Origin of the sequence: Sideroxyarcus emersonii (assembly GCF_021654335.1) — a bacterium.
GTDB lineage: Bacteria > Pseudomonadota > Gammaproteobacteria > Burkholderiales > Gallionellaceae > Sideroxyarcus > Sideroxyarcus emersonii.
Map to the genome: position 1 here is coordinate 2,415,842 of NZ_AP023423.1, position 22,549 is coordinate 2,438,390.

Sequence of the window (22,549 nt, forward strand, 5' to 3'; positions counted from 1 at the left end):
TTTTCTTCATGTTCAACGTAATCTTGTTCGAGCCCGAAATCCCGCCCAACACCGGCAACATCATCCGTTTATGCGCAAATACCGGCGCTCGCCTGCACCTGATCCGCCCGCTCGGCTTCCTGCTCGATGACAAGCACCTGCGCCGGGCCGGGCTGGACTATCACGAATACGCCAGTGTTCGGGAATACGACACTCTTGTCGAATGTCTGGACAGTCTGCCGGACTCTCGCGTCTTCGCGTTCACCACCAAGGCCACGCACCCCTACCACGAAGTGCATTACCAGCAAGGTGATGCATTCCTGTTCGGGCCGGAGAGCCGAGGCTTGCCTGCAGAGGTATTAGCAGCATTCGTGCCTGAACGGCGATTGAAGTTGCCGATGCTGCCGGGCAATCGCAGCCTGAACCTGTCGAATACGGTGGCAGTGGCGGTCTATGAGGCCTGGCGGCAATGCGGCTACGCGGGCAGTCAGCCCATGAATTCGCTGCCCGGCTGACGGCTGAGCAACATTTCGACGGCCTGGTCGGCCGCCAGGTTTTCGTACAGCACACGATACACCGCTTCGCAGATCGGCATCTCGACGCCATGCTGCCGGGCGATGCGATGGACCTCGCGTGCGGTGTAAACGCCTTCGGCCACATGCCCCAGTTCGTCGAGGATGTTGGGCAGCGACTTGTGTTGCGCCAGCAGCATGCCGACCTGGCGGTTGCGCGAAAGATCCCCCGTGCAAGTGAGGATCAGGTCGCCCACGCCGGACAATCCCCCCAGTGTCTCGGCACGTCCGCCCATCTGCAGCCCCAGCCGCGTCATCTCGGCCAGTCCGCGCGTCAGCAGGGCGGCGCGCGCGTTGAGCCCCATGCGCATGCCGTCGCAGATGCCGGCGGCGATGGCCAGCACGTTCTTGATCGCACCGCCGATCTCGACCCCCACCACATCGGTACTGGAATAAATGCGCAAACGGGAGTGGTGCAATGCCTTCGCCGTGCGCTGTGCAAACTCGCCATCGCCGGACGCCAGCGTCAGTGCCGTGGGCAGGTTGCGCGCGACTTCCTGGGCAAAACTCGGCCCGGACAACACGCCGCGCGGAAAGGAAGCAGGCAAGGTGTCGGCCACGATCTGATGCGGAAGTTGCGAAGTACCGCTCTCGAAACCCTTGCATAGCCAGATCACCGGCACGGGCACAGCCCGCTTGGCGATCTGCTGCAACGTATCGCGCAGCGCCGCCACCGGCACCGCCACGATGACCAGCTCTGCTCCCGCCAGGGTCTCGTCCAGATTGGAAGAAAGGTGCAGCCCGGAAGGCAGTTCAATATCGGGGAGATAGCGCTGGTTGTGCCGTGAGCCCCGCATCGTCTCGACCAGGCTTGCATCGCGCGCCCACAGGCTGACTTGATGGCGCGAGGCGAAACTGACTGCCAGGGCGGTTCCCCATGCGCCGGAACCCAGTATTGCGACTTTCATCAGTCGCCCCACACGTCGCCGGATTTCAGGTAACCCGTGCTGCCGTCCTCGTGTCGCACCTTGACCCAGCCGGTACCGGTGTTACCCAGCCATTCCAGCCCGAGTTGCTGCGCGGCCTTGAACACCACCTCGCCCCCCTCGTCTGGGCTGCTGCGCACGATGGTAAGCGGGACCGTCACCATGACATATCGCTTGCTGCTCAGCTGCCGCTTCTCGATCCAGAACAGCTTGCCCGAGTTGTCGCGCACCTTGACCCAGTTGGCCAATTCCACCACCTGCTCCAGCGGCAGAAAACGCGTGGCGACGAACAGTTTCTTCGCCTTGAGCGAATTGGCATCGTACAGAATGGCCGGCTCGGCAACCGAGACGAAATCGAAGGCGTGAGACGACAGGCTCACGCCCAACAGCAGCAGCGCTGTCGCCGTACGCCTCATCAGTGCTTGACCGCCTCCGCGGCCTGCGCCTGCTTCTGTTGCTGGAAGAGCGCTTCAAAGTTGATCGGATTCAGCAGCACCGGCGCAAACCCGCCGCGCACTGCGACATCCGACACCACTTCACGCAAATAGGGATAGAGGATATTGGGACATGCCACTGCCAGCACAGTCTCCATATCTTCAGCAGGCAGGTTGCGAATCTGGAATATCCCGGCCTGCTTGGCCTCGATCAGGAACAGCACCTTGTCCTTCTCGGCCAGCTTGGCAGTCACGGTGACGGTGACAGTGACATCGAACACGCCGTCCTGGATGGCGGCTGCTTGCGTATGCAGTTGCAGGTCTATCTGCGGATTTTCGCGCTCCAGGAATATCTCGGGTGCGCCCGGGACTTCCAGCGACAGATCCTTCACATACAATTTCTCGATATTGAAGACGGGTTGCGTGTTTGCTTGTGCTGCTTCAGTCATAGCCTCTTCCTCAGGGATTGTGCGCCAACATGGCATCCAGTTTACCGGCCCGATCCAGCGCCGCCATATCGTCAAATCCGCCGACATGTTCGCCGTTGATGAATATCTGCGGGACGGTGCGGCGACCGGTTTTCGCTATCATCACCTCGCGCAATTCGGGCTGCAGGTCGATGCGGATCTTCTCGATGTCCTTAATGCCCTTGCGCTGCAACAGGTGTTCGGCGCGAACGCAATATGGGCAGACCTCCGTGCAATACATGACGATCTTTGCCATCATCTCTCCAGAGGCTGACCGGCCTTCTGCCAGGCCATGACGCCGCCGTTCAGATTGTGCGCTTGTGCAAAGCCTTCCTTGCCCAGCAAGGCGCATGCCGAAGCAGACCGCTGCCCGCTGCGGCAAACGACCACGATGGGACGTTCGCGATATTTTTCCAGCTCGCCGATACGCTCCAACAGCTTGCCCAGCGGAATAAGCTTGCTGTTCACGATATGCCCAGCATCGTATTCGCCCTGTTCGCGCACATCCAGTACCAGCGCACTCTTGTGGTTGATGAGCTGCGTGGCAGCGATATGATCGACCTCGCGGATACCGCGCAGTCGGTTGCCAAAGAACGACCAGAACAGCATCGCGCCGCTGACCAGCGTGATAAGAACCGTCCAGATGTTATTTTGCAGGAATTGCAGCACGTCGATACTCCTCGTATTTTTGGGTGGCGAATTCTAACAGAGCGGAAAAGTGCGCGGGGTCGTTACGCGCCAGCCGCTCCAATGCAGCATGCGCCGTCGGATAATCGGCGGGATAAGCCCAGATCGCGCGTTCCAATTGCGCCCTGGCCTCCCCCATCCGGTCCGACAGCCCCAGCAGCAACGCCTGATTATAGGCGGCCGGCGCAACCGGAATGAATCTGAGTGCCCGTTCGTTCAACTCGATTTTTTCCTGCAGGTGGTCCGCACTGGGCTCCATCATGGTCGCGATGAACAACTCGGAATATGAGCTCAACAAAGTGTACTCATGTACCACCAGCAGTTCCTCGCGCGTGTGTTGCACCAGACTGGGATCCGTTGCCGATTTTCCGCGCAAAGCCAGGGCATTCTCAAGCCGCTGGTATCCCTGCTCCACCTGCAGCAACGATATCACTCCCAGCAGCAGCATCAAGGCGACCGAGACACGCCCGAGACCGCGCAACTCCAGACGGTAAGTCGTCGTATCGAACATGCCCAGCAAGATGGCGGCAATCCCAATGAAATAGAGGTACCACAGCGGATATTCGAGCAGGCTGTGTATCCCCAGCACCGTCAGCAATGCATAGCCCCACCAGTGATAAAGCGTGAACTGCGCGTTGCGCATGACCGATTGCCTGAACCACAGGGCCAACGTGCCAAACAATATCGCCAGGCCGACCAGACCGCCTTCTGCCGCGATCTGCATCACCAGATTGTGCGCATTGTTGTACAGGCCGACCACACCGGGGTTGCGCATCTCCGCTGCCAGCTGCAGGTGCTGGAATGCAAACTGCCCGAACCCCGCCCCTATCATGGTGAAATGGGCAAAGATCAGCCCTGCCTCGCGCCACAAGAACACGCGGATTGCGCCGCTGGCGTTGTCGCCAAACAGCCGTTCTGTCGTCGTTATACTGCCGGTTGCGCCTTCCAGCCAAGGAATCTGCACCACGAAATGCATGAGCGCAAATCCCAGCAGCAAAACGAGGCTGAAATGCAGCAACGGGCGCAACGCCTTATCGCGGCGTTGCCAGAGGTAAGACAAAACAACGACAGCGATCAGGTACAGCCATGAACTGCGCGAACCCGACAGCACCATGACGAACAGCATCGGGATCGCCAACAATCCGGTTTGCCAGATACGCATGGACCAGCGAACATGCAGCACCCCCAGCGAGATCATGCCCAGCGCGAGGTAATCCGCATAATGATTAGGCTGGGCAGTATTGCCATACACCGCATTGGAAGTCTTCATGACAACAAACGGGTTCAGGAAGGTGTTCCAGCGAAAATGCTGCAGGATGCCTGTCAGCGTGCCCAGTTCCGCGCCGCACAGCAGGAACACTGCCAAGGTCGTTGCCGCAGCCGGCAACCCCAATTCCACCCGCAGGCGCTGCCCCAACATGACGAGCAAGGCGGCGAACAGGAAGTACAACACCAGCAGCATCACGTGATCGAAATACGCAATCCGCCCCACCAGGAATTGGAGCATCAGCAATAGCATCAGCCCGATGGGCAGCATCACGATGCGCGGTATTTCCGGCGCTTGCCAATAGCGCGTGGTCAACAACAGCGGCAACGCGCACAGGCCGAGCAACCCCGCCCCCCACTCCTGATAAAAAGTGGTGATGGGATAGTCGTGCTTGTAGTACAGAAAAGGCAAAACCCACATCAGGCCTACGAAGGCCAGGCTGATGTGGGCGAGTGTTAGCGAAAAGGAAGGGTTTTTGTTTAGCAACTGCCTTTGACGCCTAGGCGGGCGAGGATGTTATTCAATGGGCAAATCTGTGTGAAACCGCTCTGAAACAGGTTCAGCCCCACAAAGGCGGTGAAAAACAGGAAATATTTGCTGACAAACAACGGACTGGCTTCCACGCCCAGCGCCAGCGACAGCAAGATGAATCCACCTGCGACGATACGGACGATACGTTCTGCGTTCATGCTCAAAGCTCCTTAACGTTTGACGATTTTACTGGAATTTCTTGTACAGCGTTGCGTAATAAAGCACCGGGATGACGATCAGCGTCAGCAAGGTCGACACCAGGATGCCGAAGATCAGCGACAAGGCCAGGCCATTGAAGATGGGGTCGTCCAGGATGAACAATGCTCCCAGCATGGCCGCCAGCCCGGTCAACAGGATCGGCTTGGCGCGCGCCGCGGCAGCGTTGATCACCGCATGCTGCAGATCCACGCCATCCCGCAGCTGCAGATTGACGAAATCCACCAGCAGAATGGAGTTCCGCACGATGATGCCGGCCAAGGCGATCATGCCGATCATCGAGGTTGCGGTGAACTGCGCGCCGAATAGCGCATGTCCGGGCATTACGCCGATGATGGTAAGCGGGATCGGCGCCATGATGACCAGCGGCACTATGTAGCTCTTGAACTGCGCCACCACCAGCAGGTAGATCAGCACCAGCCCCACGGCATAAGCGATGCCCATGTCACGGAAGGTCTCATAGGTGACCTGCCATTCGCCATCCCACTTCAATGCATAGCTCGAATAGGGATCCGAAGGCTGCTTGATGAAATAGGATTGCAGCTTGCCGCCCTGCTCCAGATCCATGCCGCTGGTCTTGCCGTTGATGCCGAACATGCCATACAACGGACTATCCAGCTTGCCGGCCATATCGCCGGTCACATAGACCACCGGCAGCAGGTCCTTGTGGTAGATCGGATAATCGCGCTGCATCTTCACCACCTGCACCACCTCCGACAGGGGCACCATCGCACCGTCGCGAGCGCGAACCTTGAGCTTCAGCACGTCATCGATGCGACTGCGCTTCTCCGCGGGCAATCCCAGGCGTATCGGCGGCGCATACTTCGCATCGGCATCGTGCAGCGCGGTCACATCCTGCCCCGACAAGGCGACCTGAACCGCATCCACGATATCGCGCTGGGCCACGCCGAGCAGGGCTGCCTTGCTCTGCATCACGCGCAACACCTCCTTGGCGGCGACCTCGCTCACGGTATCATCAATGCCGACGATGTCGGGGGTGGCGACAAACTGCTCGCGCACCTTGGTCGCCACCTGGCGGGTGCCGTTATATTCCGGTCCGTATATCTCGGCGACGATGGGCGACATCACCGGCGGTCCCGGCGGCACCTCGACAACCTTGACCTTTGCGCCCCAGACCTTGGCGATCTTTTCGATCGGCTCGCGCACCGCAGTGGCGATTTGATGGCTGCTGCGGGAACGATGGTGCTTGTCCTGCAGGTTGACTTGTATATCGCCCTGCTCCGCCGCACTGCGCAGATAGTATTGACGCACCAGTCCGTTGAAATTGATGGGCGAAGCCGTTCCCGCGTAGGCCTCGTAATCCGTCACTTCCGGCACGGTCGCCAGATATGCGCCGATCTCATGCATCACGCCGGCGGTCTGCTCCAGCGCCGTACCGCTCTGCATGTCGACCACCACCTGAAACTCGGATTTATTGTCGAATGGCAGCATCTTCAGCACCACCAGCTTGACCACGGCCAGAGACACCGCGAACAGCAGAGCCCCCATGATTCCCAGCCACAGCTTGCGGCGCGCCGGCTTGCCGTGCTCCTTGTTCAGGAACGGCGACAGACGGTTGCGGAAAAAGTGCATGATCTTGCTGTCGCGTTCGTCCTTGACCACCGCATGGTGCGGGGCTGCCAGCTTGTGCGCCAGCCAGGGCGTGATGATGAAGGCGATCGCCAGCGAGATCAGCATGCCCATGCTGGCATTGATCGGGATCGGGCTCATGTAGGGTCCCATCAGGCCGCTGACGAACGCCATCGGCAGCAGCGCCGCAATGACGGTAAAGGTAGCCAGGATAGTCGGGCTGCCGACCTCGTCCACAGCCTCCGGGATGATTTCCGACAATGGCTGATGCTGGGCCAGTTCGCGGCGCCGGTGGATATTCTCGACCACCACGATCGCGTCGTCGACCAGGATGCCGATGGAGAAGATCAGCGCGAACAGGGACACTCGATTCAGCGTAAAACCATAAGCCCAGGATGCAAACAGCGTCACCGCCAGGGTCAGCAGCACGGCCACGCCGACGATCGCGGCTTCGCGCCGGCCAAGCGCAAACCACACCAAGGCGACCACGGCAAAAGTGGCGAAGAACAATTTCTTGATGAGCTTCATCGCCTTGTCGTTGGCGGTCTCGCCGTAGTTGCGCGTAACGGTCACTTTCACGTCGTCGGGAATCACGCTGCCCTTCAACTCGTCCACGCGATGCAGCAGCTTGTCGGCAACATCGACTGCGTTCTCGCCCGGCTTCTTGGTCACCGCGATGGTCACCGCACCGAACTCGCCCTTGGCCTTGATGTTCTTGTCTTCTCCTGCCGCTCCCGAACCCATCCACACATAACTGGTCGGCTGGTCGGCACCATCCAGTATTTCAGCAACGTCGCGCAGGAATACCGGTTTACCGTCGGTCACCCCGACCACCAACTGGCTGACTTCCCGGGCATCGCTGAGGAAAACGCCCGTCTGCACCAGCACCTCGCGATTGTTCTGCACCAGATTACCCGCACTCTGGGAGACATTGGATGCCTGCAGTGCATTACGCACTTCCTGCACCGAGAGCTGGTGCGCATTCAGGGCTTCCGGATCGAGCAACACCCGGACTACGCGCGGCGTCGTTCCCAGGGTCGACACTTCGCGGGTGCCGCCGACTCGCTTCAATTCCGCTTCGATGGCATGCGCAACCTGCGTCAGCGCCACCCCGCCGATGCCATTCTCGCGCCACAGCGTGACCGCCAGTACCGGCACATCGTCGATGCCCTTGGCCTTAATGATGGGCTGGGACACGCCCAGTGTCGGAGGCAGCCAATCGGCGTGCGACAGGATGACGTCATACAGCTTCACCAGCGATGGGACGTGCTGCTCCCCCACCTTGAATTGCACCGTCAGTACAGCCATGCCCGGCTGCGACACCGAATACACGTGATCGACGCCGGCGATCTGTGACAGTACCTGCTCGGCAGGCGTCGCCACCGTGTTTGCCACATCCTGCGCCGATGCCCCCGGATAGGCGATCAGCACGTTGGCCATGGTGACGTTGATCTGCGGCTCTTCTTCGCGCGGCGTCACCAGCACTGCGAACAGGCCGAGCAGGACCGCCACCAGCGCCAGCAATGGCGTCATCTGGGAGTGAAGGAATATCCTGGCGATACGACCGGAAACGCCCATGCTCATCGCTTGCTCTCCGCGGCCGCCATCCCGGCCTTCACCGCATCGCGGGCAACACGTTCGCCGATATTCAAACCGGCCAACACCTCGATCTCATTCTGTTCGTTCACCTCGCCCAGGCGTACCTGACGCAGGTGCGGCACATCCTTCTCGTCCACCACATATACCGCCACGACCTCACTGCGATGTACGACCGCACTATTGGGAATCAGCATTTTCTTCTCTTTGCCCACCACAAAATGCGTGCGCACGAACATCCCGGGATAGAGGTTAGCCTGGTTGGCTGGCAGATCGACGCGCACCTGAGTACTGTGCGTGCGCACATCCGCCGAAGGCTGCACTGTGACCGAAGCGGCCTTGATCCAGCGCTCCAGCGAAGGGACTTCCACCGTCACGACGGGATGGCTGCCGATATCCTTGAGTTTTTCTTGCGGCACACTGGCAATGACCCGCAGTTGCGACGGATCGAAGCCGGTCATCAATGGCTTGCCCACAGTCACCATCTCGCCCAGCTCCACCAGGCGCGCGGCTACCACGCCGGGATAGGGCGCAAGCACGGATGTGTAGCTCTGTGCCAGGGCCGATTGCTCCGCACCCGCCTCGCTCGCCGCTGCCTGAGCCTTCGCCACTTCGTAATCCGACTTGGCCTTGTCCAGTGCCGCCTGGCTGATGAATTTCTGTTCGAACAGCTGCTTTGAGCGCTCGTAGTTCAGCCGCGCATTCTGCAATGCCGCCTCCGCCTGCGACAATTGTGCCCTGCTGCCCGCCAAGGCCTGGTTTGCCTCGCGCTCGTCGATGCGCAGGATGACCTGCCCCTTGCTGACGCGATCCCCGACATCGAAATAGATCGCCTTCACGCGACCCGATATCTGGGCCGACACGGTGGATTGGCGTGTCGCCTCGACCACGCCGTCTATACTGTATGTCTGCTCGACTTCGCGCAACTGCACCGCAGCGGTCGCCAGCGGCTCCGCCGCCTGGACTGGTGCGAACAGGCAGACCGACAAACCAAAAAACAGACCAAGATTCAGTTTCATTGCCTTACCTCAGGAAATAGTGTCTTTGTATATTAGCATATTCTAATATGCTATGCCAACCCCACACCCGCAATACTCAAATACCGGAATCTGGTCAGGGCCTCTTATACAGTACAGAACACATCGCGCATCATCCCCACCAGCCGGAGGGTACGCGGATCGCCGATACGATAGAACACCCTGTTGGCGTCCTTACGCGTCGACAATACTCCTTTGTCCCGCAGGATGGCGAGGTGCTGGGAAATATTGCTTTGCGAGGTTCCCACACTATCCACGATCTCCTGGACACTCAGTTCGCTGTCCGCCAGTACGCAGAGTATCTTTAATCGCAAAGGGTGGGCGATAGCCTTCATCGCCAGCGATGCTTGCAGAATGTGTTCGTCTTTATCAATCAGTGCGTTCGTCATATTTGCCTGCCGTCATTGGATGCGGGGCGTATAGCGCCCCGAAATCAGCTAAAATTACACCTTAAAAGTATTGCGTCAAAACACCGTAGATTAGCAACCGCTTATATTTTGATATTTTGGTGACAAAAAAGCCAGCATGACCAACCATCCTACTCAAGCTATCACTCCCGTCTTACTGCTCATACTCGACGGCTTCGGCTATCGCGAAGATGCCGACTTCAACGCTGTCGCCCACGCGCACAAACCGAACTGGGAAAAAATCTGGAGTGAGTATCCGCATACTTTAATCAACGCTTCCGAATTGCATGTCGGGCTACCTAACGGGCAAATGGGCAATTCCGAGGTAGGCCATCTGAACATTGGCGCCGGCCGCGTGGTATACCAAGACCTGACCAAAGTCGACTTGGCCATCGAGAACGGCAGCTTCTTCGGCAATCCAGCGTTACTGCAGGCAGCGACAACGGCCAAACAGCACGACACTGCACTGCACATCCTCGGCCTGCTCTCCCCGGGAGGGGTGCATAGCCATGAGGCGCATATCCACGCCATGCTGGAACTGGCAGCGCGCACAGGATTAAAGAAAATATTCATCCACGCCTTCCTCGACGGACGCGACACGCCACCGCGCAGCGCAGCGCAATCGCTGCAGGCGCTGCAGGACAAATGTGCGCAACTCGGTGCCGGGCGCATCGCCAGCATGGTCGGGCGTTACTTCGCAATGGACAGGGACAATCGCTGGGAACGCGTGCAGATCGCCTACGACATGCTTGCTTCCGGCAAGGCTCCATACCATGCAGCCACTCCGCAGGCCGCACTGGAATCTGCTTATGCACGCGGTGAAAACGACGAGTTCGTGCAGGCCACCATCGTCGGCGACCCCATCGCGATGCAGGATGGAGACGTGGCCGTTTTCATGAACTTCCGTGCCGACCGGGCACGAGAAATCACCCGCGCCCTGACCGAGGAGAAGTTCGAAGGTTTTACCCGCAGCCGCTTCCCCAGGCTGGCGAACTTCACCACGTTAAGCAGTTACGGTGAAGATTTTCACCTGCCGTGCGCATATACCGCCGACGAAATCCACAACAGTTTCGGCGAATACCTGTCCAATCTGGGGCTGAAGCAGCTGCGTATCGCCGAAACAGAAAAATATGCACATGTCACTTATTTCATGAACGGCGGCAAGGAGCAACCTTTCCCCGGCGAAGACCGCATCCTCGTGCCCTCACCCAAAGTCGCCACTTACGACCTGAAGCCAGAAATGAGCGCATTCGAAGTCACCGACAAACTGGAAGCAGCCATTCGCAGCCGGCAGTACCAGGCCATCCTGTGCAATTACGCTAACGGCGACATGGTAGGCCACAGCGGCATCATGGACGCTGCAGTCACGGCGGTGGAAGCGCTGGATGTCTGCATCGGTCGCGTGGTGAAGGCGATGCTGGAATGCGGCGGCGAAGTTCTTATCACCGCCGACCACGGCAATGCCGAACAGATGCTGGATCGCACGACACACCAGGCGCACACTGCACACACCCTCAATCCGGTTCCGTTCATCTATATCGGGCGCAAGGCGAACATTGCGCCGACCGGAACAGGCGCACTACAGGATGTCGCCCCCACCTTGCTGGCAATGATGGGACTGCCACAACCTCCGGAAATGACCGGCAAGTCGCTCATCCATATTCTGTGATCGCTGCGCTGCGTTTCGTTCTGCTGCCCCTCCTGCTGCTGACAGGGACAGCACACGCCGCGCAGGCGGATGATCTCGAGAAGTTGCGCAAACGCATCGCTGCGTTGCAGCAGGAGTTCGACAAAACCAGCGAATCGAAATCCGAGGTTGCGGATGGATTGCGCGAATCCGAACGTGCCATCAGCGACAGCAACCGCAGGCTGCACGAGCTCGCGCAACAGCAGCAAGCGGCTAACCGCGAATTGGCGTCATTGCAGCAGCGCGCAGCAGCGATGGACAAGGAACTGCAAGGCCAGCAGGCCATGCTGGGGCGGCTGCTATACCAGCAATACCTGGACGGGGGCGACCAGGAATATCTCAAGCTCCTGCTCAACAACAGCGACCCCAACCAGGTTGCACGTGAATTCCGCTATTACGAATACATCGCACGCGACCGTGCCACAACGCTGAAGTCGCTGCGCAATGGCCTGGCCCAATTGCAGGCGGTGACCGATCAGGTCAACCGGAAACGTGCCGAGATATCCGATTTGCGGGCCGAAGAACAGGGGCAGCGGCAGCATCTCGAGCAGGACCGGCGCGCCCGCCAGCAGGTGCTGAACAAGATCGCGTTTCAGCTCAAACAGCAACGTCGCGAAATTGGGCGTTTGCAGCACAACGAGAACCGTCTGTCACAATTGATCGACAAGCTGGCGCACGCCCTGCCTGACGCTCACACCGACAACGTCCCGTTCAAATCCCTCAGGGGAAGATTGGTATTGCCGGTCAAGGGCAAAATAGGCAACAAGTTCGGGGCGCGACGTCCGGAGAGCACCATGGCATGGACCGGCTGGTTCCTGCGTGCAGCGCCCAACCAGCCCGTCAAGGCAGTGGCCGCCGGACAGGTAGTGTATGCCGACTGGCTGCGCGGCTTCGGTAATCTGCTCATCATCGATCATGGCCAGGGCTACATGAGCCTGTATGGCAACAACGAGACCCTGTACAAGCAGGTGGGTGACAGCCTGCACAGTGGCGACGTGATAGCAACCGTCGGCAGTAGCGGCGGCAACCAGGATTCCGGTTTATACTTCGAGCTGCGTTTCGAAGGCAAACCCTTCGACCCAGGCAAATGGGTCAGGCATTAAAACAAGGAAAATCAAATGAGTCGTCGCCTCAAAGAATATGGTCTCATCGGCATTGGACTGGTGGCAGGAATTCTGGTCAGCCTGCAATTTTCCGCTGTCGCCGACAAAGATACCGAGCTTTCCCTGCCGGTCGAAGAATTGCGCGCCTTCTCGGAAGTGTTCGGACGCATCAAGAGCGATTATGTCGAGCCCGTCAGCGACAAGACCCTGATCACATCGGCAATCAACGGCATGCTGAGCGGCCTCGATCCGCATTCCGCCTATCTGGACGCCGACGCCTTCAAGGAACTGCAGGTCGGTACGCAAGGCGAATTTGGCGGACTGGGCATCGAAGTCGGCATGGAAGACGGGCTGGTCAAGGTCATTTCTCCGATTGAGGACACCCCTGCCTTCAATGCCGGCGTAAAGAGCGGCGACCTCATCATCAAGCTGGACGACACGCTGGTAAAAGGACTCACCCTGAACGATGCGGTGAAGCGCATGCGCGGCAAACCGGGCAGCTCCATCCTGCTCACCATCGTGCGCAAGAACGAACCGAAACCGCTGCAGATCAGCGTGACGCGCGCGGTCATCAAGGTGCAGAGCGTGAAATCCAAGCTGGCGGAACCGGGCTTCGGTTTCGTTCGCGTGACCCAGTTCCAGGAACACACCGGCGAGAACCTTGCAACGGCACTGCAGAACCTGCAGAAACAGAACAATGGCCCATTGCAGGGATTGGTGCTCGACCTGCGCAACGATCCGGGCGGACTGCTCACCGGCGCGGTCGCAGTATCGGCCGCTTTCCTGCCCAAAGATGCGCTGGTCGTCTATACCGAAGGGCGAACTGAAGATGCCAAGATGCGCCTGACCGCCAGCCCGGACAATTACCTGCGCGGCAGCGGCAAGAGCGATTACCTGAAAGATTTGCCGGAAGCTTTCAAGACCGTCCCGATGGTTGTGCTGGTTAATGGCGGCTCGGCCTCGGCCTCCGAAATCGTGGCGGGCGCATTACAGGATCAGAAGCGTGCCGTCATCATGGGCACCCAGTCGTTCGGCAAAGGCTCCGTACAAACCATCCTGCCACTAGGCAACAACACCGCCATCAAACTGACGACTGCACGCTATTACACACCGAGCGGGCGCTCCATTCAGGCCAAGGGCATCGTGCCGGACATCGTGGTGGAAGATCCGGCCACTGCCGGCTTCGACAACGCCTTCCGCTTGCGCGAGGTCGATCTGGACAAGCACCTGAGCAATAGCCAGGGAGAAGACAAGAGCGAGCCGACAGCCAAGCCCGCCAAGGGACAACAAACCAAGGCCAAGGACGGCGACGCTGGCAAGGTCGAGGTCGCCGAATTCGGCGCAAAGAACGATTACCAGCTGAATCAGGCTTTGAATCTGCTTAAGGGAATGAGCATATTGCGCGGGAAATGATGCAATGAATCCGTTCGAACTGCAAAAGGAACGTTTGCTGTTCTTCTGCGAAGAGCCGGCCAACCAGCTCTTCTCGGTATACCTGCTGCTGGTCGGACTGGATAATTTTCACGTCGAGATGGGACCGTATCCCAACAGCCTGCTGATCCGCTACAGCCTCCAGCATTACTCGCTGGAGGCCCTGGAAAAAGCGCTGATACGGGAAGGCTTTCGCCTGCAGTCCAGCCTGCTCGGCAACATCAAGAAGCAGATGATCTATTACTGCGAAGACGTGCAGTACCACAACCTGAAAACCCCCGAACCCCGCACCAAGAACAATTCGCAAGAGATATTCGTCAAGGCCTACGAACTGCATCCGCACGGCAATCACGACGACACCCCGAAAGAACTGCGCGAATTCAAATAGAATCGCCCGGCCCAAGGCATGCCGGCCGTTCAGGCTGGCGAGCCTTGCAACCTGGTCGATCCGGTCTTTTCTGCCGTCGGGATATCCTCGAAATCAACCACCCGGTCGCGGCCCGCTTCCTTGGCCCGGTATAGCGCATTGTCGGCATTCAGCAGCAACGCGCTCGTTGTAATTTCGTCCAGTTCTGTCACACACCAAAAACCAGCCGATGCAGTCAGGCGGCGATGCGGAGATTGCCGATTCTCGATATTCAAGGCATAGATGCTCAAGCGCAACTTCTCGGTGAATTGCCAGGATTCATCGCGATCCAGCCCGGAAGTGAGGATGCAGAACTCCTCGCCGCCGTAACGGAATACGTAGTCGCCGGCCCGTTGCGCCGACTTCATCAGCGACTCCGCCACTTGTTCAAGTACGCTATCGCCAAATAGGTGACCATAGGTATCGTTGAACATCTTGAAGTGGTCGATATCCAGCATGATCACTGTCAGCGCCTGGCCGCCGCGCCTGCAGCGATTGATCTCGCTTGCCATCACCTCTTTCAGGTAGCCGCGGTTAAAGGTTCTGGTAAGCGGATCGGTGATCGTCAGGTGCGCCAGGCGCTCGATATTCTGCTCGTTGTGCCGCACCAGCATCATGGTGATCAAGCCCAGGGTCAGGTATGCGCTCAAAAACACAAAGGTAGACATCAAGGTGAGCGGTTCCAGGCGCAGCATCGAGACCGCTGACAGACTCAGCGCCCCTACCACGATCCAGATAATACGCTCGCGCTCCGCCACGATGGGTGCGAAAGCGATCGGGAATATCATCATCCAGACTTCCTGATGCAGTTTTTCATTGCTGACATATGTGCCATAGAGCATCAAGCACATGAGCATCAGCAAAAACCAGCCTGCGTAACGCAGGGATTCTTCACTGTCGTGTCGCGTACGCCATTTCAGCCACGCAGCAAACAGCGCAAAGGCAAACGGCACTCCGCCCTTGTCGGGTGTTGCCACAAACAGAAAGTAAAGAACCGACAGGGGAAAGGTGACCGCTACTGCCACACGCAGGTACATATGGAATACGGCTGCTCTGAAACGCTCAACGGAATATCGGGTCATGCCGGAGACTCCCAGGATGCGACTGTCTCGCGGTAGCCTACTCCTAAGTCAATCGCTGTGAAAGCTTAATCTCGGCTACGCTTCGGCGTTGGGGAATGGCCGCTTATCAAGCAGCATCCGCCACAGTCCAGCCCATGTCTCCCAGTCATGCCCTCCAGGCATCACCTCCACCTGATGCGACGGCAGATGCCTGGCCAGCAGATCGCTTGCCCCGCGATAGCGGTCTGCACTGCCGTAACCGAGATAGATTGGCGGGAATCCAGCCATATCCAGCAAGCTGCTCTTAAGCTCGGCGAGTAATGCCCGCTCCCGGTCGCGGCTGCTTATCTCGCCGGCCTGCCAATGCGCCAGGCCACCCGCAGCGGAAACTTCTGCGATGATCCCGCGCGTGCCCAGAAAAGGCGCCAACAGGAATACGCCTTCTATCTCTGCCGTACGCTGGACAGTACACAGTATTGCGCCCGTCCCTCCAAGCGATATGCCCAGCACCCAGATGCGGGAATAACCATGCGAGCGCGCCTCATTCAAGGCGTCATGCAGCATGCACTCAATCTGTTCGCCATCCAGATACAGGTCAGCGTGTGCATCCAGCACAAGCACATCAACGGCCAATTTGCGTTCGCGCAGGGCGCGGATGAATCCGTTTTCAACCAGATGTTGCGGCGCATGCTTCGCCCCCGGCAACATCAGTAGCAATATGCGCCCAGCCTGATCGACGGGTGCAACATCGTAGACGGCATTCGCTGGCAGGCGCATCTCACCCCTTGTCGGAAGATATTTTGCGCAGCTCGAATCCGGAGAAATCTATGCGCAACTCGTTGCCGACCTTTTTCAGGTGCAAGGTCTCGCCCTTTCCCGGGCCTAACCCTTCCAGCACCAACTCATCAGCGGCAACCGGCTTTAGTGCGACCCGGAACACGAAGCCGGGCTTCTCGGCAAACGTGAAGGCACCGATGAGCAATCCGTCCTCATGCAGGAAGCGGACCGATTGCGGCATGGGACCATCATGCTTGTTGACGATTTCATATTCCCCGACATATTCGAGCATTTGCTGCGGGATCTCGACCGGCGCGATCTTCTCGCCGATGAGCATGGTCTGCCCATTGCTCTTCAATGCCAGCGCATCGTGCCCATCGATTCGATGCAACGACAAATTCAGCTCCTCCAGCATGCTGATCTTGATCGGGATGAAGCCGAACAATTTGAAGCGCGCACCAAACTGCTGCCCTTCCCGCGGCATCAGCTCCAGCTTCTGGCCCATCACTTCGGCCACCAAGTCGCCTGATTTGCCGCTGACCTTGACCAAGCCGATCAATGTGTCGAAATAACCCTCATATGCTCGAACATCATCTGCAGTCAGCGGAACGCTCTTTACCTCCTTTACGACCGTCACCGGCGGAGATATCCCGCGTTTAGCTTCCAGCGCCAACTGCAGCGTCTCCGTTGCGATCTTGCCGACGATACCTTGCGCTGTAGTCGAATTCGACAATACCACCACTCCCAGCTTGCTTTCCGGCAATACCACCATCAGCGTATGGTAGTTGAGCGTGGTGCCGCCATGGCTTGCCACCAAGCCGGCACGCGGAACATCCACGCCGCTAAGCATCCAGCCAAGCCCCATCTTGAAGTCGAAGTCCAATGGCACTTGCGCATTCTGCACCCTGAACATCTCATGCAGTGACGCCGGGCTGACAATCTGGTGTCCGTGGTAACTGCCATCCGCGAATATCATCTGCATGAAATGCGCGATATCGCTTGCGCTGGAGTTCAGCCCCCCGGAAGGCAGATCGCGCAGCGGTATGGCTTCAACCTCTTTGCCTTTGTCGTAGCTCTTTCCCGGGATACGCGGAGCGAACTCAGAATGAGTCATCTCAAGCGGCTGCAACAGTTGCGTATCCATATAACCGGCGTAATCCTGCCCGCTTACCCTGCCGATCGCGGCACCAAGCAGCGTCACGGCAAGATTCGAGTATGCAAATACGTAGTCTGGCGGATAAGCCATGTATTCGTTCTGTACTGCACTCACCACCTCGGTAAACGGGCGGGGATGCCGTTCGCTCATGCCATGCAGCCAGTTGCATGGCAATCCGGAATGGTGCGTCATGATGTTGCGGGGGGTAATTCTCCGGGTATCCCCAAAGCGGCTCCTGATCGAAAACTCGGGCAGGTATTCTTGCAGCGGCTGATCTATGTCCAGTTTTCCCTGCTCGGCGAGACGCATCGCCGCTGTCGCGGTAAATACTTTTGCGATGGAGCCAAGGTGATACACCGTGTCCGGCGAAGCCAAGATGCCGGCCCGTTTGTCCGCATAGCCAAACCCCTGTTGCCATACGATATTTTGATCGTCCACCAGGGCGATACTCATGCCCGTCACATCGGCATCGGCCATCTCCTGCTCGACCAGCCAGGAGATGTATTCTTTGGTATATGAGTAATCGCCGCGCGGAACATTCGATGGCTTCTTTGGTGGTGCGGCGCAGGCAACTAGAGTTAACACGCAGGTAGCGATGATTGTTTTACGCAATAGCACAACGGAACCCTTCGACAGGTATTTATATGAAATCAGCATTGTATAATGCCCGCCAAAATACAAAACAGAATGCCATGATGTTTTTCCCCTGCCGCAACTGGAAACCTGCTTTCGCCATCCGGCTCTCGATATTTCTTCTTGTTGGCGGCCTTTTTGTCATATTGCTGCAACCTGCATGGTGGAAGTGGGTTCTGGGCATCGTTTTCCTCGACCATATGTTCCTTACGGTGACCGGCCTGATTCCGCGCAGTTCGTTGTTGGGCCCCAACATCACCTGCTTGCCACAATCGGCCGCAGAACGAGGGGAAGTCGCCATCACCATCGATGATGGCCCGGACCCGGAAGTTACTCCGCTTGTACTCGATATCCTGGATCAGCATCAAGCCAAAGCAACTTTTTTTTGTATCGGGAAACTCGCCCAGCAGTATCCGGAGCTATGCCGCGAGATAATGCGCCGTGGTCATGCCATCGAGAATCATAGTCTTTCGCACCATTGGCATTTCTCTTTGTTCGGCCCCTGGCGTATCCACCGCGAAGTGCATGGCGCACAAATGGTGTTAAGCAACATCTGTGGAACCGCTCCCCGCTTCTTTCGGGCAACGGCAGGCTTGCGCAATCCTGGGCTGGAGCCCGTGCTCGCGCATTGCGGATTGCGGCTGTGCAGCTGGAGCAGGCGCGGATTCGACACGCGGGTAAACGATGCGGATATGGTGCTGAGCCGATTGGCATGCGACCTCAAAGGCGGTGACATCCTGCTGCTGCATGACGGCAGTGCAGCTCGTACAGCCAATGGGAAACCGGTCATTCTCGAAGTTCTTCCTCGCCTGCTGGAGCGCCTTGCACAGGCAAACCTGCATTCAGTAACTTTGCGATCGGCCATCCCATGAACGTTCAATTCCGCCGCACTTTGCTCGATTATGCTACGCGACCTTATCGCTCAGCGGGCCTGTTCGCTTACAAGTTTGCAGAGGGCAAGCTCAAGAGCGACCCGGCGTTCTTTGGCCTGCTGGAAAACGGTTTGCTTCCCAACGCTGAACGTCTGATCGACCTGGGTTGCGGTCAAGGTCTGCTCGCCTCATGGTTGCTTGAGGCACGAAAACTTCACGAATGCGGGAACTGGCCGCCACATTGGCCTCCCGCCCCCAAGATCAATCACATCTGGGGTTTGGAGCTGATGCAGAAAGATGTGGATCGTGCCCGCGCGGCGCTCGGCGACAGTGCTCAGTTCTATCAAGGCGACATCCGTTCCGCAGATTATGGCAAAGCGGATGTTGCAGTCGTTCTTGATGTGTTGCACTACATCAGCTACGAGGCGCAGGAAGAGGTGCTGAAACGGATCTGGGCTGCACTGCCACCGGGGGGCACATTCATTACCCGGGTTGGAGATGCTGCCGGCGGACTGCCTTTTTACTATAGCAACTGGGTCGACCGCACCATCTTCTTCCTGCGCGGCCATCGCCTTAACCGGATTTACTGCCGTACGCTTGACGAATGGTTGGAAGTATTACGATCTACCGGCTTTGAGGTCAGGCCGCTGGCAATGCATAAAGGCACCCCATTCCGCAACGTTATGCTGATTGCCAAGAAAACCGGCGAATAAGCGATCAGCCCCTCAGCCCTTCGGACTCCATCGAAGCCGCATTATTGATCAAGGATAAACAGCATCCATTTTGTCGGAGGGAAACCAGCCCCTCCAGCTATTTGGATATTTGATATACCATGCAATTCATAGAGGGCAGGAATCCCTCCACAATTACATGGCAAAAAACGCGAGTCTGTCGTCAGATAGCGATGCGAGCCTTTGCACTACGCAGACCAACTACGATACGCCAAGCAAAACGACCAAACGTTTCCTAGAGGGGACAATGCCCCGCGCACTCTTTCAGCACGAAAAATAGCACAGAGCCTGCCCGGCTCGCCATCCGACAACCGTGAATCAGCCCCTACCGTACAATCTGATCGGGGCTGCCTTCACAGCCTCACACCACATTAGTTTGGCTTGCTGATGCCTGGTGTGGGGAAAGGCCAAGTCGCAGCCGGACGCACAGGAGCTGGCGCAGAAGGAGCCAATGTCGTCGCAGCCGGAGCCGCAACAGGCTTAGCCACCGCTACAGCCTTCTTCGCTGCCGGCTTCTTCGCTACAGCCTTTTTAGCAGCGGGTTTCTTTGCTGCCGCTTTCTTGGCTGCCGGCTTCTTCGCTGCGGCCTTTTTAGCAGCGGGCTTCTTTGCTGCTGCCTTCTTGGCTGCGGGCTTCTTGGCAACGGCCTTCTTGGCTGCTGGCTTCTTCGCTACAGCCTTTTTAGCAGCGGGTTTCTTTGTTGCTGCCTTCTTGGCTGCGGGCTTCTTGGCAACGGCCTTCTTGGCTGCTGGCTTCTTCGCTACAGCCTTTTTAGCAGCGGGTTTCTTTGCTGCTGCCTTCTTGGCTGCGGGCTTCTTGGCAACGGCCTTCTTGGCTGCTGGCTTCTTCGCTACAGCCTTTTTAGCAGCGGGTTTCTTTGCTGCTGCCTTCTTGGCTGCGGGCTTCTTTGCAGCCGCTTTTTTTGCTGCTGGTTTAGCTTTCTTTGCTGCTACCATTTCAACCTCCTTGAGTGATGAAAGTTAACAAAACACTAACAACTACTACACCCTCAGCACACCGCAGAGCGGCATGACCGAGCCCTTGCAACAGAGGCTGCCGAAGCAGCCTCTGTCAACATCCCCGGGGGAAAGATTCCACCCTTGCCCAATTCGCAATTATTTTTTTCGATGCTGAAATCCACTAATTGGCTATAACCCATATAGTCAGACGTGGCCACTAAGACCGCCGGCCCGCGTATATACAAACCTTGTCGGCAAGCCAGCCAATTTGAAAACCGAATCCAAAGACAGCCCTTCACTCGCCGCGCCATGTGGCGCCAATTGCATTGGCAAACTACTTAATCTTTGCAAATCGTAATCGAGCAAGCGGATTCCCCTCGGAATTTCATTCACTACAGTTAGTAATTATTCAAGTTTTTTTAACTATATATAGCGGTTGAAACTTTACCCGAATTATGGTTGCTGTCAACATTTTTCTTGATGTTTGTGCATTTTTTTGCTTAGCAGGTCACCGCTTCATTGAAATTTCTGCATGCACGAGAATTGGCACCGTCTTGCCGGATCGATTGCTTCACTTTGATTGAAAATCTCCGGTATCGATGATGATAGTTCAGGCCAGTTCGACCAGCACGGATGAGCCTCGCGTGCATCAATGCATACGTTCCAGAGAGTGTGGTACCGCGGTCATCCCCCCAAGGGTAGTTGATTGGACCTAATTATTGCCAAGCTGCTGCATTGAAATACCGGCCAGCAATCCAGGGGGGGTATCAAAGAAAAACGGCCTGGCTAATCAAGCCAGGCCGTTCGGGCCGGATAAATACCATTTACTTCTATATCTGTGCCAACCTTGAAACGGGGTTATGCGCGCCCGCACATCAATCCCAGGATAACGCCCCGCCCGTCTGGTATTCAGTGACCCGCGTTTCAAAGAAGTTCTTCTCTTTTTTCAGGTCAATCATCTCGGCCATCCAGGGAAACGGATTCGTTGCCCCCGGATATAGCACATCGATACCAATTTGCTGGCAACGACGATTCGCGATGAAACGCAGGTACTCCTTGAACATGCCGGCATTCAACCCCAGCACACCGCGTGGCATGGTATCTTCAGCATAGCGGTATTCCAGCTCCACCCCCTTCTGGATCAGGCCACGCACTTCTTCGCGGAAGGCCGGCGTCCACAGATGAGGATTCTCCAATTTGATCTGATTGATCACATCCACGCCAAAATTCAGGTGCATGGACTCGTCCCGCAGGATGTACTGGTATTGCTCGGCTGCGCCGGTCATCTTGTTCTGCCGCCCCAGCGCCAGTATCTGCACAAAACCGACGTAGAAAAACAACCCCTCCATGATGCATGCGAACACAATCAGGCTACGCAGCAATTTCTGGTCATTTTCCGGCGTGCCGGTCTTGAAGTCAGGGTTCGTCAACACGTCGATAAAGGGAAGCAGGAACTCGTCCTTGTCACGAATGCTCGACACTTCGTGGTACATGTTGAACACTTCCCCTTCGTCCAGACCCAGACTTTCCACGATGTACTGGTAAGCGTGGGTATGGATCGCCTCCTCGAATGCCTGGCGTAGCAAGAACTGGCGGCATTCCGGATTGGTGATGTGGCGATAAGTGCCCAAAGCAATATTATTCGCAGCCAGGCTATCGGCCGTGGTAAAGAAGCCCAGATTGCGCTTGACCAGGCGGCGCTCGTCCTCGGTCAGCCCATTCGGGTTCTTCCACAATGCGATGTCGGCAGACATATTGACCTCTTGCGGCATCCAATGGTTGGCACAGCCCGCAAGATACTTTTCCCATGCCCACTTGTACTTGAATGGCACCAACTGGTTCACATCGGCGCTGCTATTGATGATTCGCTTGTCTTCCACGCGAATGCGTCCGGTGGAGGTGGAGGCGATCGTATATGCGTGCCCGCTCTTATCATCGCCCGCAACGTCGCCACCCATCGCGGCCATACGCACCCCGGTCTGAACTGCCGCTGGCATCATGTCATCTTCAAAATTCAGCATAGT

Annotated in this window: 22 protein-coding genes; 7 read left to right on the forward strand and 15 right to left on the reverse strand. The window is 57.5% G+C overall.

Annotated elements, in window-relative coordinates:
- Window positions 1-8 precede the first annotated feature (8 nt).
- Window positions 9-494 (forward strand): tRNA (cytidine(34)-2'-O)-methyltransferase, encoded by a 486-nt coding sequence (locus L6418_RS11650; protein ID WP_237247091.1) that lies wholly within the window; start codon window positions 9-11, stop codon window positions 492-494.
- Here L6418_RS11650 and L6418_RS11655 read toward each other — a convergent pair.
- The 10 genes from L6418_RS11655 to L6418_RS11700 all read right to left on the reverse strand — a co-directional run bounded on the left by L6418_RS11655 (window position 467) and on the right by L6418_RS11700 (window position 9,691).
- Window positions 467-1,459: an NAD(P)H-dependent glycerol-3-phosphate dehydrogenase gene (locus tag L6418_RS11655; protein WP_237247092.1), complete on the reverse strand. Its 993-nt coding sequence runs from the start codon at window positions 1,457-1,459 to the stop codon at window positions 467-469. The two genes, L6418_RS11650 and L6418_RS11655, sit on opposite strands and share 28 nt — an antisense overlap.
- Window positions 1,459-1,893 carry an SH3 domain-containing protein gene (locus L6418_RS11660; RefSeq protein WP_237247093.1) on the reverse strand — a complete coding sequence of 145 codons (435 nt, stop codon included), beginning with the start codon at window positions 1,891-1,893 and terminating at the stop codon, window positions 1,459-1,461. The genes L6418_RS11655 and L6418_RS11660 overlap by 1 nt, the downstream gene beginning before the upstream one ends.
- Entirely contained in the window at window positions 1,893-2,360 is a 468-nt protein-coding gene (secB, locus tag L6418_RS11665) for a protein-export chaperone SecB (RefSeq protein ID WP_237247094.1), read from the reverse strand. The genes L6418_RS11660 and secB overlap by 1 nt, the downstream gene beginning before the upstream one ends.
- Window positions 2,361-2,370: 10 nt before the next feature.
- Window positions 2,371-2,634, reverse strand: coding sequence for a glutaredoxin 3 (gene grxC / locus L6418_RS11670; protein WP_237247095.1), 264 nt, complete (start codon window positions 2,632-2,634; stop codon window positions 2,371-2,373).
- On the reverse strand, window positions 2,634-3,047 hold the full coding sequence (locus tag L6418_RS11675; protein ID WP_237247096.1) for a rhodanese-like domain-containing protein: 414 nt from the start codon (window positions 3,045-3,047) through the stop codon (window positions 2,634-2,636). The genes grxC and L6418_RS11675 overlap by 1 nt, the downstream gene beginning before the upstream one ends.
- Window positions 3,025-4,818, reverse strand: a complete 1,794-nt coding sequence (locus L6418_RS11680) for a PglL family O-oligosaccharyltransferase (RefSeq protein WP_237247097.1) — start codon at window positions 4,816-4,818, stop codon at window positions 3,025-3,027. Before L6418_RS11680 ends, L6418_RS11675 begins: the two co-directional genes overlap by 23 nt.
- A complete protein-coding gene (locus tag L6418_RS11685; protein WP_237247098.1) occupies window positions 4,812-5,021 on the reverse strand; it encodes a DUF2892 domain-containing protein in 210 nt (69 codons plus the stop codon). The genes L6418_RS11680 and L6418_RS11685 overlap by 7 nt, the downstream gene beginning before the upstream one ends.
- Before the next feature lie 28 nt (window positions 5,022-5,049).
- Complete coding sequence (locus tag L6418_RS11690) at window positions 5,050-8,253, reverse strand: efflux RND transporter permease subunit (protein WP_332875545.1); 3,204 nt, start codon at window positions 8,251-8,253, stop codon at window positions 5,050-5,052.
- The gene (locus L6418_RS11695) at window positions 8,250-9,284 is read right to left on the reverse strand and encodes an efflux RND transporter periplasmic adaptor subunit (protein ID WP_237247099.1); all 1,035 of its coding nucleotides are present in this window, start codon (window positions 9,282-9,284) and stop codon (window positions 8,250-8,252) included. The genes L6418_RS11690 and L6418_RS11695 overlap by 4 nt, the downstream gene beginning before the upstream one ends.
- A gap of 104 nt (window positions 9,285-9,388) precedes the next feature.
- The gene (locus L6418_RS11700) at window positions 9,389-9,691 is read right to left on the reverse strand and encodes a metalloregulator ArsR/SmtB family transcription factor (RefSeq protein WP_237247100.1); all 303 of its coding nucleotides are present in this window, start codon (window positions 9,689-9,691) and stop codon (window positions 9,389-9,391) included.
- 136 nt (window positions 9,692-9,827) lie between these two features.
- On the opposite strand from L6418_RS11700, the gene gpmI reads away from it, so the two are divergent.
- Genes gpmI through L6418_RS11720 form a run of 4 tightly spaced genes read left to right on the forward strand, consistent with a single transcriptional unit; the run spans window position 9,828 to window position 14,318 of the window.
- Window positions 9,828-11,378 (forward strand): 2,3-bisphosphoglycerate-independent phosphoglycerate mutase, encoded by a 1,551-nt coding sequence (gene gpmI / locus L6418_RS11705; RefSeq protein ID WP_237247101.1) that lies wholly within the window; start codon window positions 9,828-9,830, stop codon window positions 11,376-11,378.
- Window positions 11,375-12,499 (forward strand): murein hydrolase activator EnvC, encoded by a 1,125-nt coding sequence (locus L6418_RS11710; protein WP_237247102.1) that lies wholly within the window; start codon window positions 11,375-11,377, stop codon window positions 12,497-12,499. Before gpmI ends, L6418_RS11710 begins: the two co-directional genes overlap by 4 nt.
- A 15-nt stretch (window positions 12,500-12,514) precedes the next feature.
- On the forward strand, window positions 12,515-13,912 hold the full coding sequence (locus L6418_RS11715; protein ID WP_237247103.1) for a S41 family peptidase: 1,398 nt from the start codon (window positions 12,515-12,517) through the stop codon (window positions 13,910-13,912).
- A gap of 4 nt (window positions 13,913-13,916) precedes the next feature.
- Window positions 13,917-14,318, forward strand: a complete 402-nt coding sequence (locus L6418_RS11720; RefSeq protein WP_237247104.1) for a hypothetical protein — start codon at window positions 13,917-13,919, stop codon at window positions 14,316-14,318.
- Window positions 14,319-14,347: 29 nt separating this feature from the next.
- Here L6418_RS11720 and L6418_RS11725 read toward each other — a convergent pair whose 3' ends face one another.
- From L6418_RS11725 to L6418_RS11735, 3 genes are all read right to left on the reverse strand, one after another.
- The gene (locus tag L6418_RS11725) at window positions 14,348-15,418 is read right to left on the reverse strand and encodes a GGDEF domain-containing protein (protein WP_237247105.1); all 1,071 of its coding nucleotides are present in this window, start codon (window positions 15,416-15,418) and stop codon (window positions 14,348-14,350) included.
- A 75-nt stretch (window positions 15,419-15,493) separates the two neighbouring features.
- Entirely contained in the window at window positions 15,494-16,174 is a 681-nt protein-coding gene (locus L6418_RS11730) for a hypothetical protein (protein WP_237247106.1), read from the reverse strand.
- 1 nt (window position 16,175) lies between these two features.
- Window positions 16,176-17,915: a serine hydrolase gene (locus tag L6418_RS11735; protein WP_237247107.1), complete on the reverse strand. Its 1,740-nt coding sequence runs from the start codon at window positions 17,913-17,915 to the stop codon at window positions 16,176-16,178.
- A 59-nt stretch (window positions 17,916-17,974) separates the two neighbouring features.
- On the opposite strand from L6418_RS11735, the gene L6418_RS11740 reads away from it, so the two are divergent.
- On the forward strand, window positions 17,975-18,835 hold the full coding sequence (locus L6418_RS11740; protein ID WP_237247108.1) for a polysaccharide deacetylase family protein: 861 nt from the start codon (window positions 17,975-17,977) through the stop codon (window positions 18,833-18,835).
- Window positions 18,832-19,548, forward strand: coding sequence for a trans-aconitate 2-methyltransferase (locus L6418_RS11745; protein WP_237247109.1), 717 nt, complete (start codon window positions 18,832-18,834; stop codon window positions 19,546-19,548). The genes L6418_RS11740 and L6418_RS11745 overlap by 4 nt, the downstream gene beginning before the upstream one ends.
- Window positions 19,549-19,937: 389 nt before the next feature.
- Here L6418_RS11745 and L6418_RS11750 read toward each other — a convergent pair whose 3' ends face one another.
- Both L6418_RS11750 and L6418_RS11755 read right to left on the reverse strand, forming a co-directional pair.
- Window positions 19,938-20,522: a histone H1-like DNA-binding protein gene (locus L6418_RS11750; RefSeq protein ID WP_237247110.1), complete on the reverse strand. Its 585-nt coding sequence runs from the start codon at window positions 20,520-20,522 to the stop codon at window positions 19,938-19,940.
- An 878-nt stretch (window positions 20,523-21,400) separates the two neighbouring features.
- Window positions 21,401-22,546: a ribonucleotide-diphosphate reductase subunit beta gene (locus L6418_RS11755; RefSeq protein ID WP_237247111.1), complete on the reverse strand. Its 1,146-nt coding sequence runs from the start codon at window positions 22,544-22,546 to the stop codon at window positions 21,401-21,403.
- Window positions 22,547-22,549 lie beyond the last annotated feature (3 nt).

What these genes read in the sequence shown, in the direction of transcription:
- L6418_RS11745 (WP_237247109.1), top strand. Translation starts at nt 18,832, where the DNA reads ATGAACGTTCAATTCCGCCGCACTTTGCTCGATTATGCTACGCGACCT.
- L6418_RS11685 (WP_237247098.1), bottom strand. Translation starts at nt 5,021, where the DNA reads ATGAACGCAGAACGTATCGTCCGTATCGTCGCAGGTGGATTCATCTTG.
- secB (WP_237247094.1), bottom strand. Translation starts at nt 2,360, where the DNA reads ATGACTGAAGCAGCACAAGCAAACACGCAACCCGTCTTCAATATCGAG.
- L6418_RS11690 (WP_332875545.1), bottom strand. Translation starts at nt 8,253, where the DNA reads ATGAGCATGGGCGTTTCCGGTCGTATCGCCAGGATATTCCTTCACTCC.
- L6418_RS11750 (WP_237247110.1), bottom strand. Translation starts at nt 20,522, where the DNA reads ATGGTAGCAGCAAAGAAAGCTAAACCAGCAGCAAAAAAAGCGGCTGCA.
- L6418_RS11650 (WP_237247091.1), top strand. Translation starts at nt 9, where the DNA reads ATGTTCAACGTAATCTTGTTCGAGCCCGAAATCCCGCCCAACACCGGC.
- L6418_RS11660 (WP_237247093.1), bottom strand. Translation starts at nt 1,893, where the DNA reads ATGAGGCGTACGGCGACAGCGCTGCTGCTGTTGGGCGTGAGCCTGTCG.
- L6418_RS11700 (WP_237247100.1), bottom strand. Translation starts at nt 9,691, where the DNA reads ATGACGAACGCACTGATTGATAAAGACGAACACATTCTGCAAGCATCG.
- gpmI (WP_237247101.1), top strand. Translation starts at nt 9,828, where the DNA reads ATGACCAACCATCCTACTCAAGCTATCACTCCCGTCTTACTGCTCATA.
- grxC (WP_237247095.1), bottom strand. Translation starts at nt 2,634, where the DNA reads ATGGCAAAGATCGTCATGTATTGCACGGAGGTCTGCCCATATTGCGTT.
- L6418_RS11725 (WP_237247105.1), bottom strand. Translation starts at nt 15,418, where the DNA reads ATGACCCGATATTCCGTTGAGCGTTTCAGAGCAGCCGTATTCCATATG.
- L6418_RS11740 (WP_237247108.1), top strand. Translation starts at nt 17,975, where the DNA reads ATGAAATCAGCATTGTATAATGCCCGCCAAAATACAAAACAGAATGCC.
- L6418_RS11755 (WP_237247111.1), bottom strand. Translation starts at nt 22,546, where the DNA reads ATGCTGAATTTTGAAGATGACATGATGCCAGCGGCAGTTCAGACCGGG.
- L6418_RS11715 (WP_237247103.1), top strand. Translation starts at nt 12,515, where the DNA reads ATGAGTCGTCGCCTCAAAGAATATGGTCTCATCGGCATTGGACTGGTG.
- L6418_RS11720 (WP_237247104.1), top strand. Translation starts at nt 13,917, where the DNA reads ATGAATCCGTTCGAACTGCAAAAGGAACGTTTGCTGTTCTTCTGCGAA.
- L6418_RS11655 (WP_237247092.1), bottom strand. Translation starts at nt 1,459, where the DNA reads ATGAAAGTCGCAATACTGGGTTCCGGCGCATGGGGAACCGCCCTGGCA.
- L6418_RS11730 (WP_237247106.1), bottom strand. Translation starts at nt 16,174, where the DNA reads ATGCGCCTGCCAGCGAATGCCGTCTACGATGTTGCACCCGTCGATCAG.
- L6418_RS11695 (WP_237247099.1), bottom strand. Translation starts at nt 9,284, where the DNA reads ATGAAACTGAATCTTGGTCTGTTTTTTGGTTTGTCGGTCTGCCTGTTC.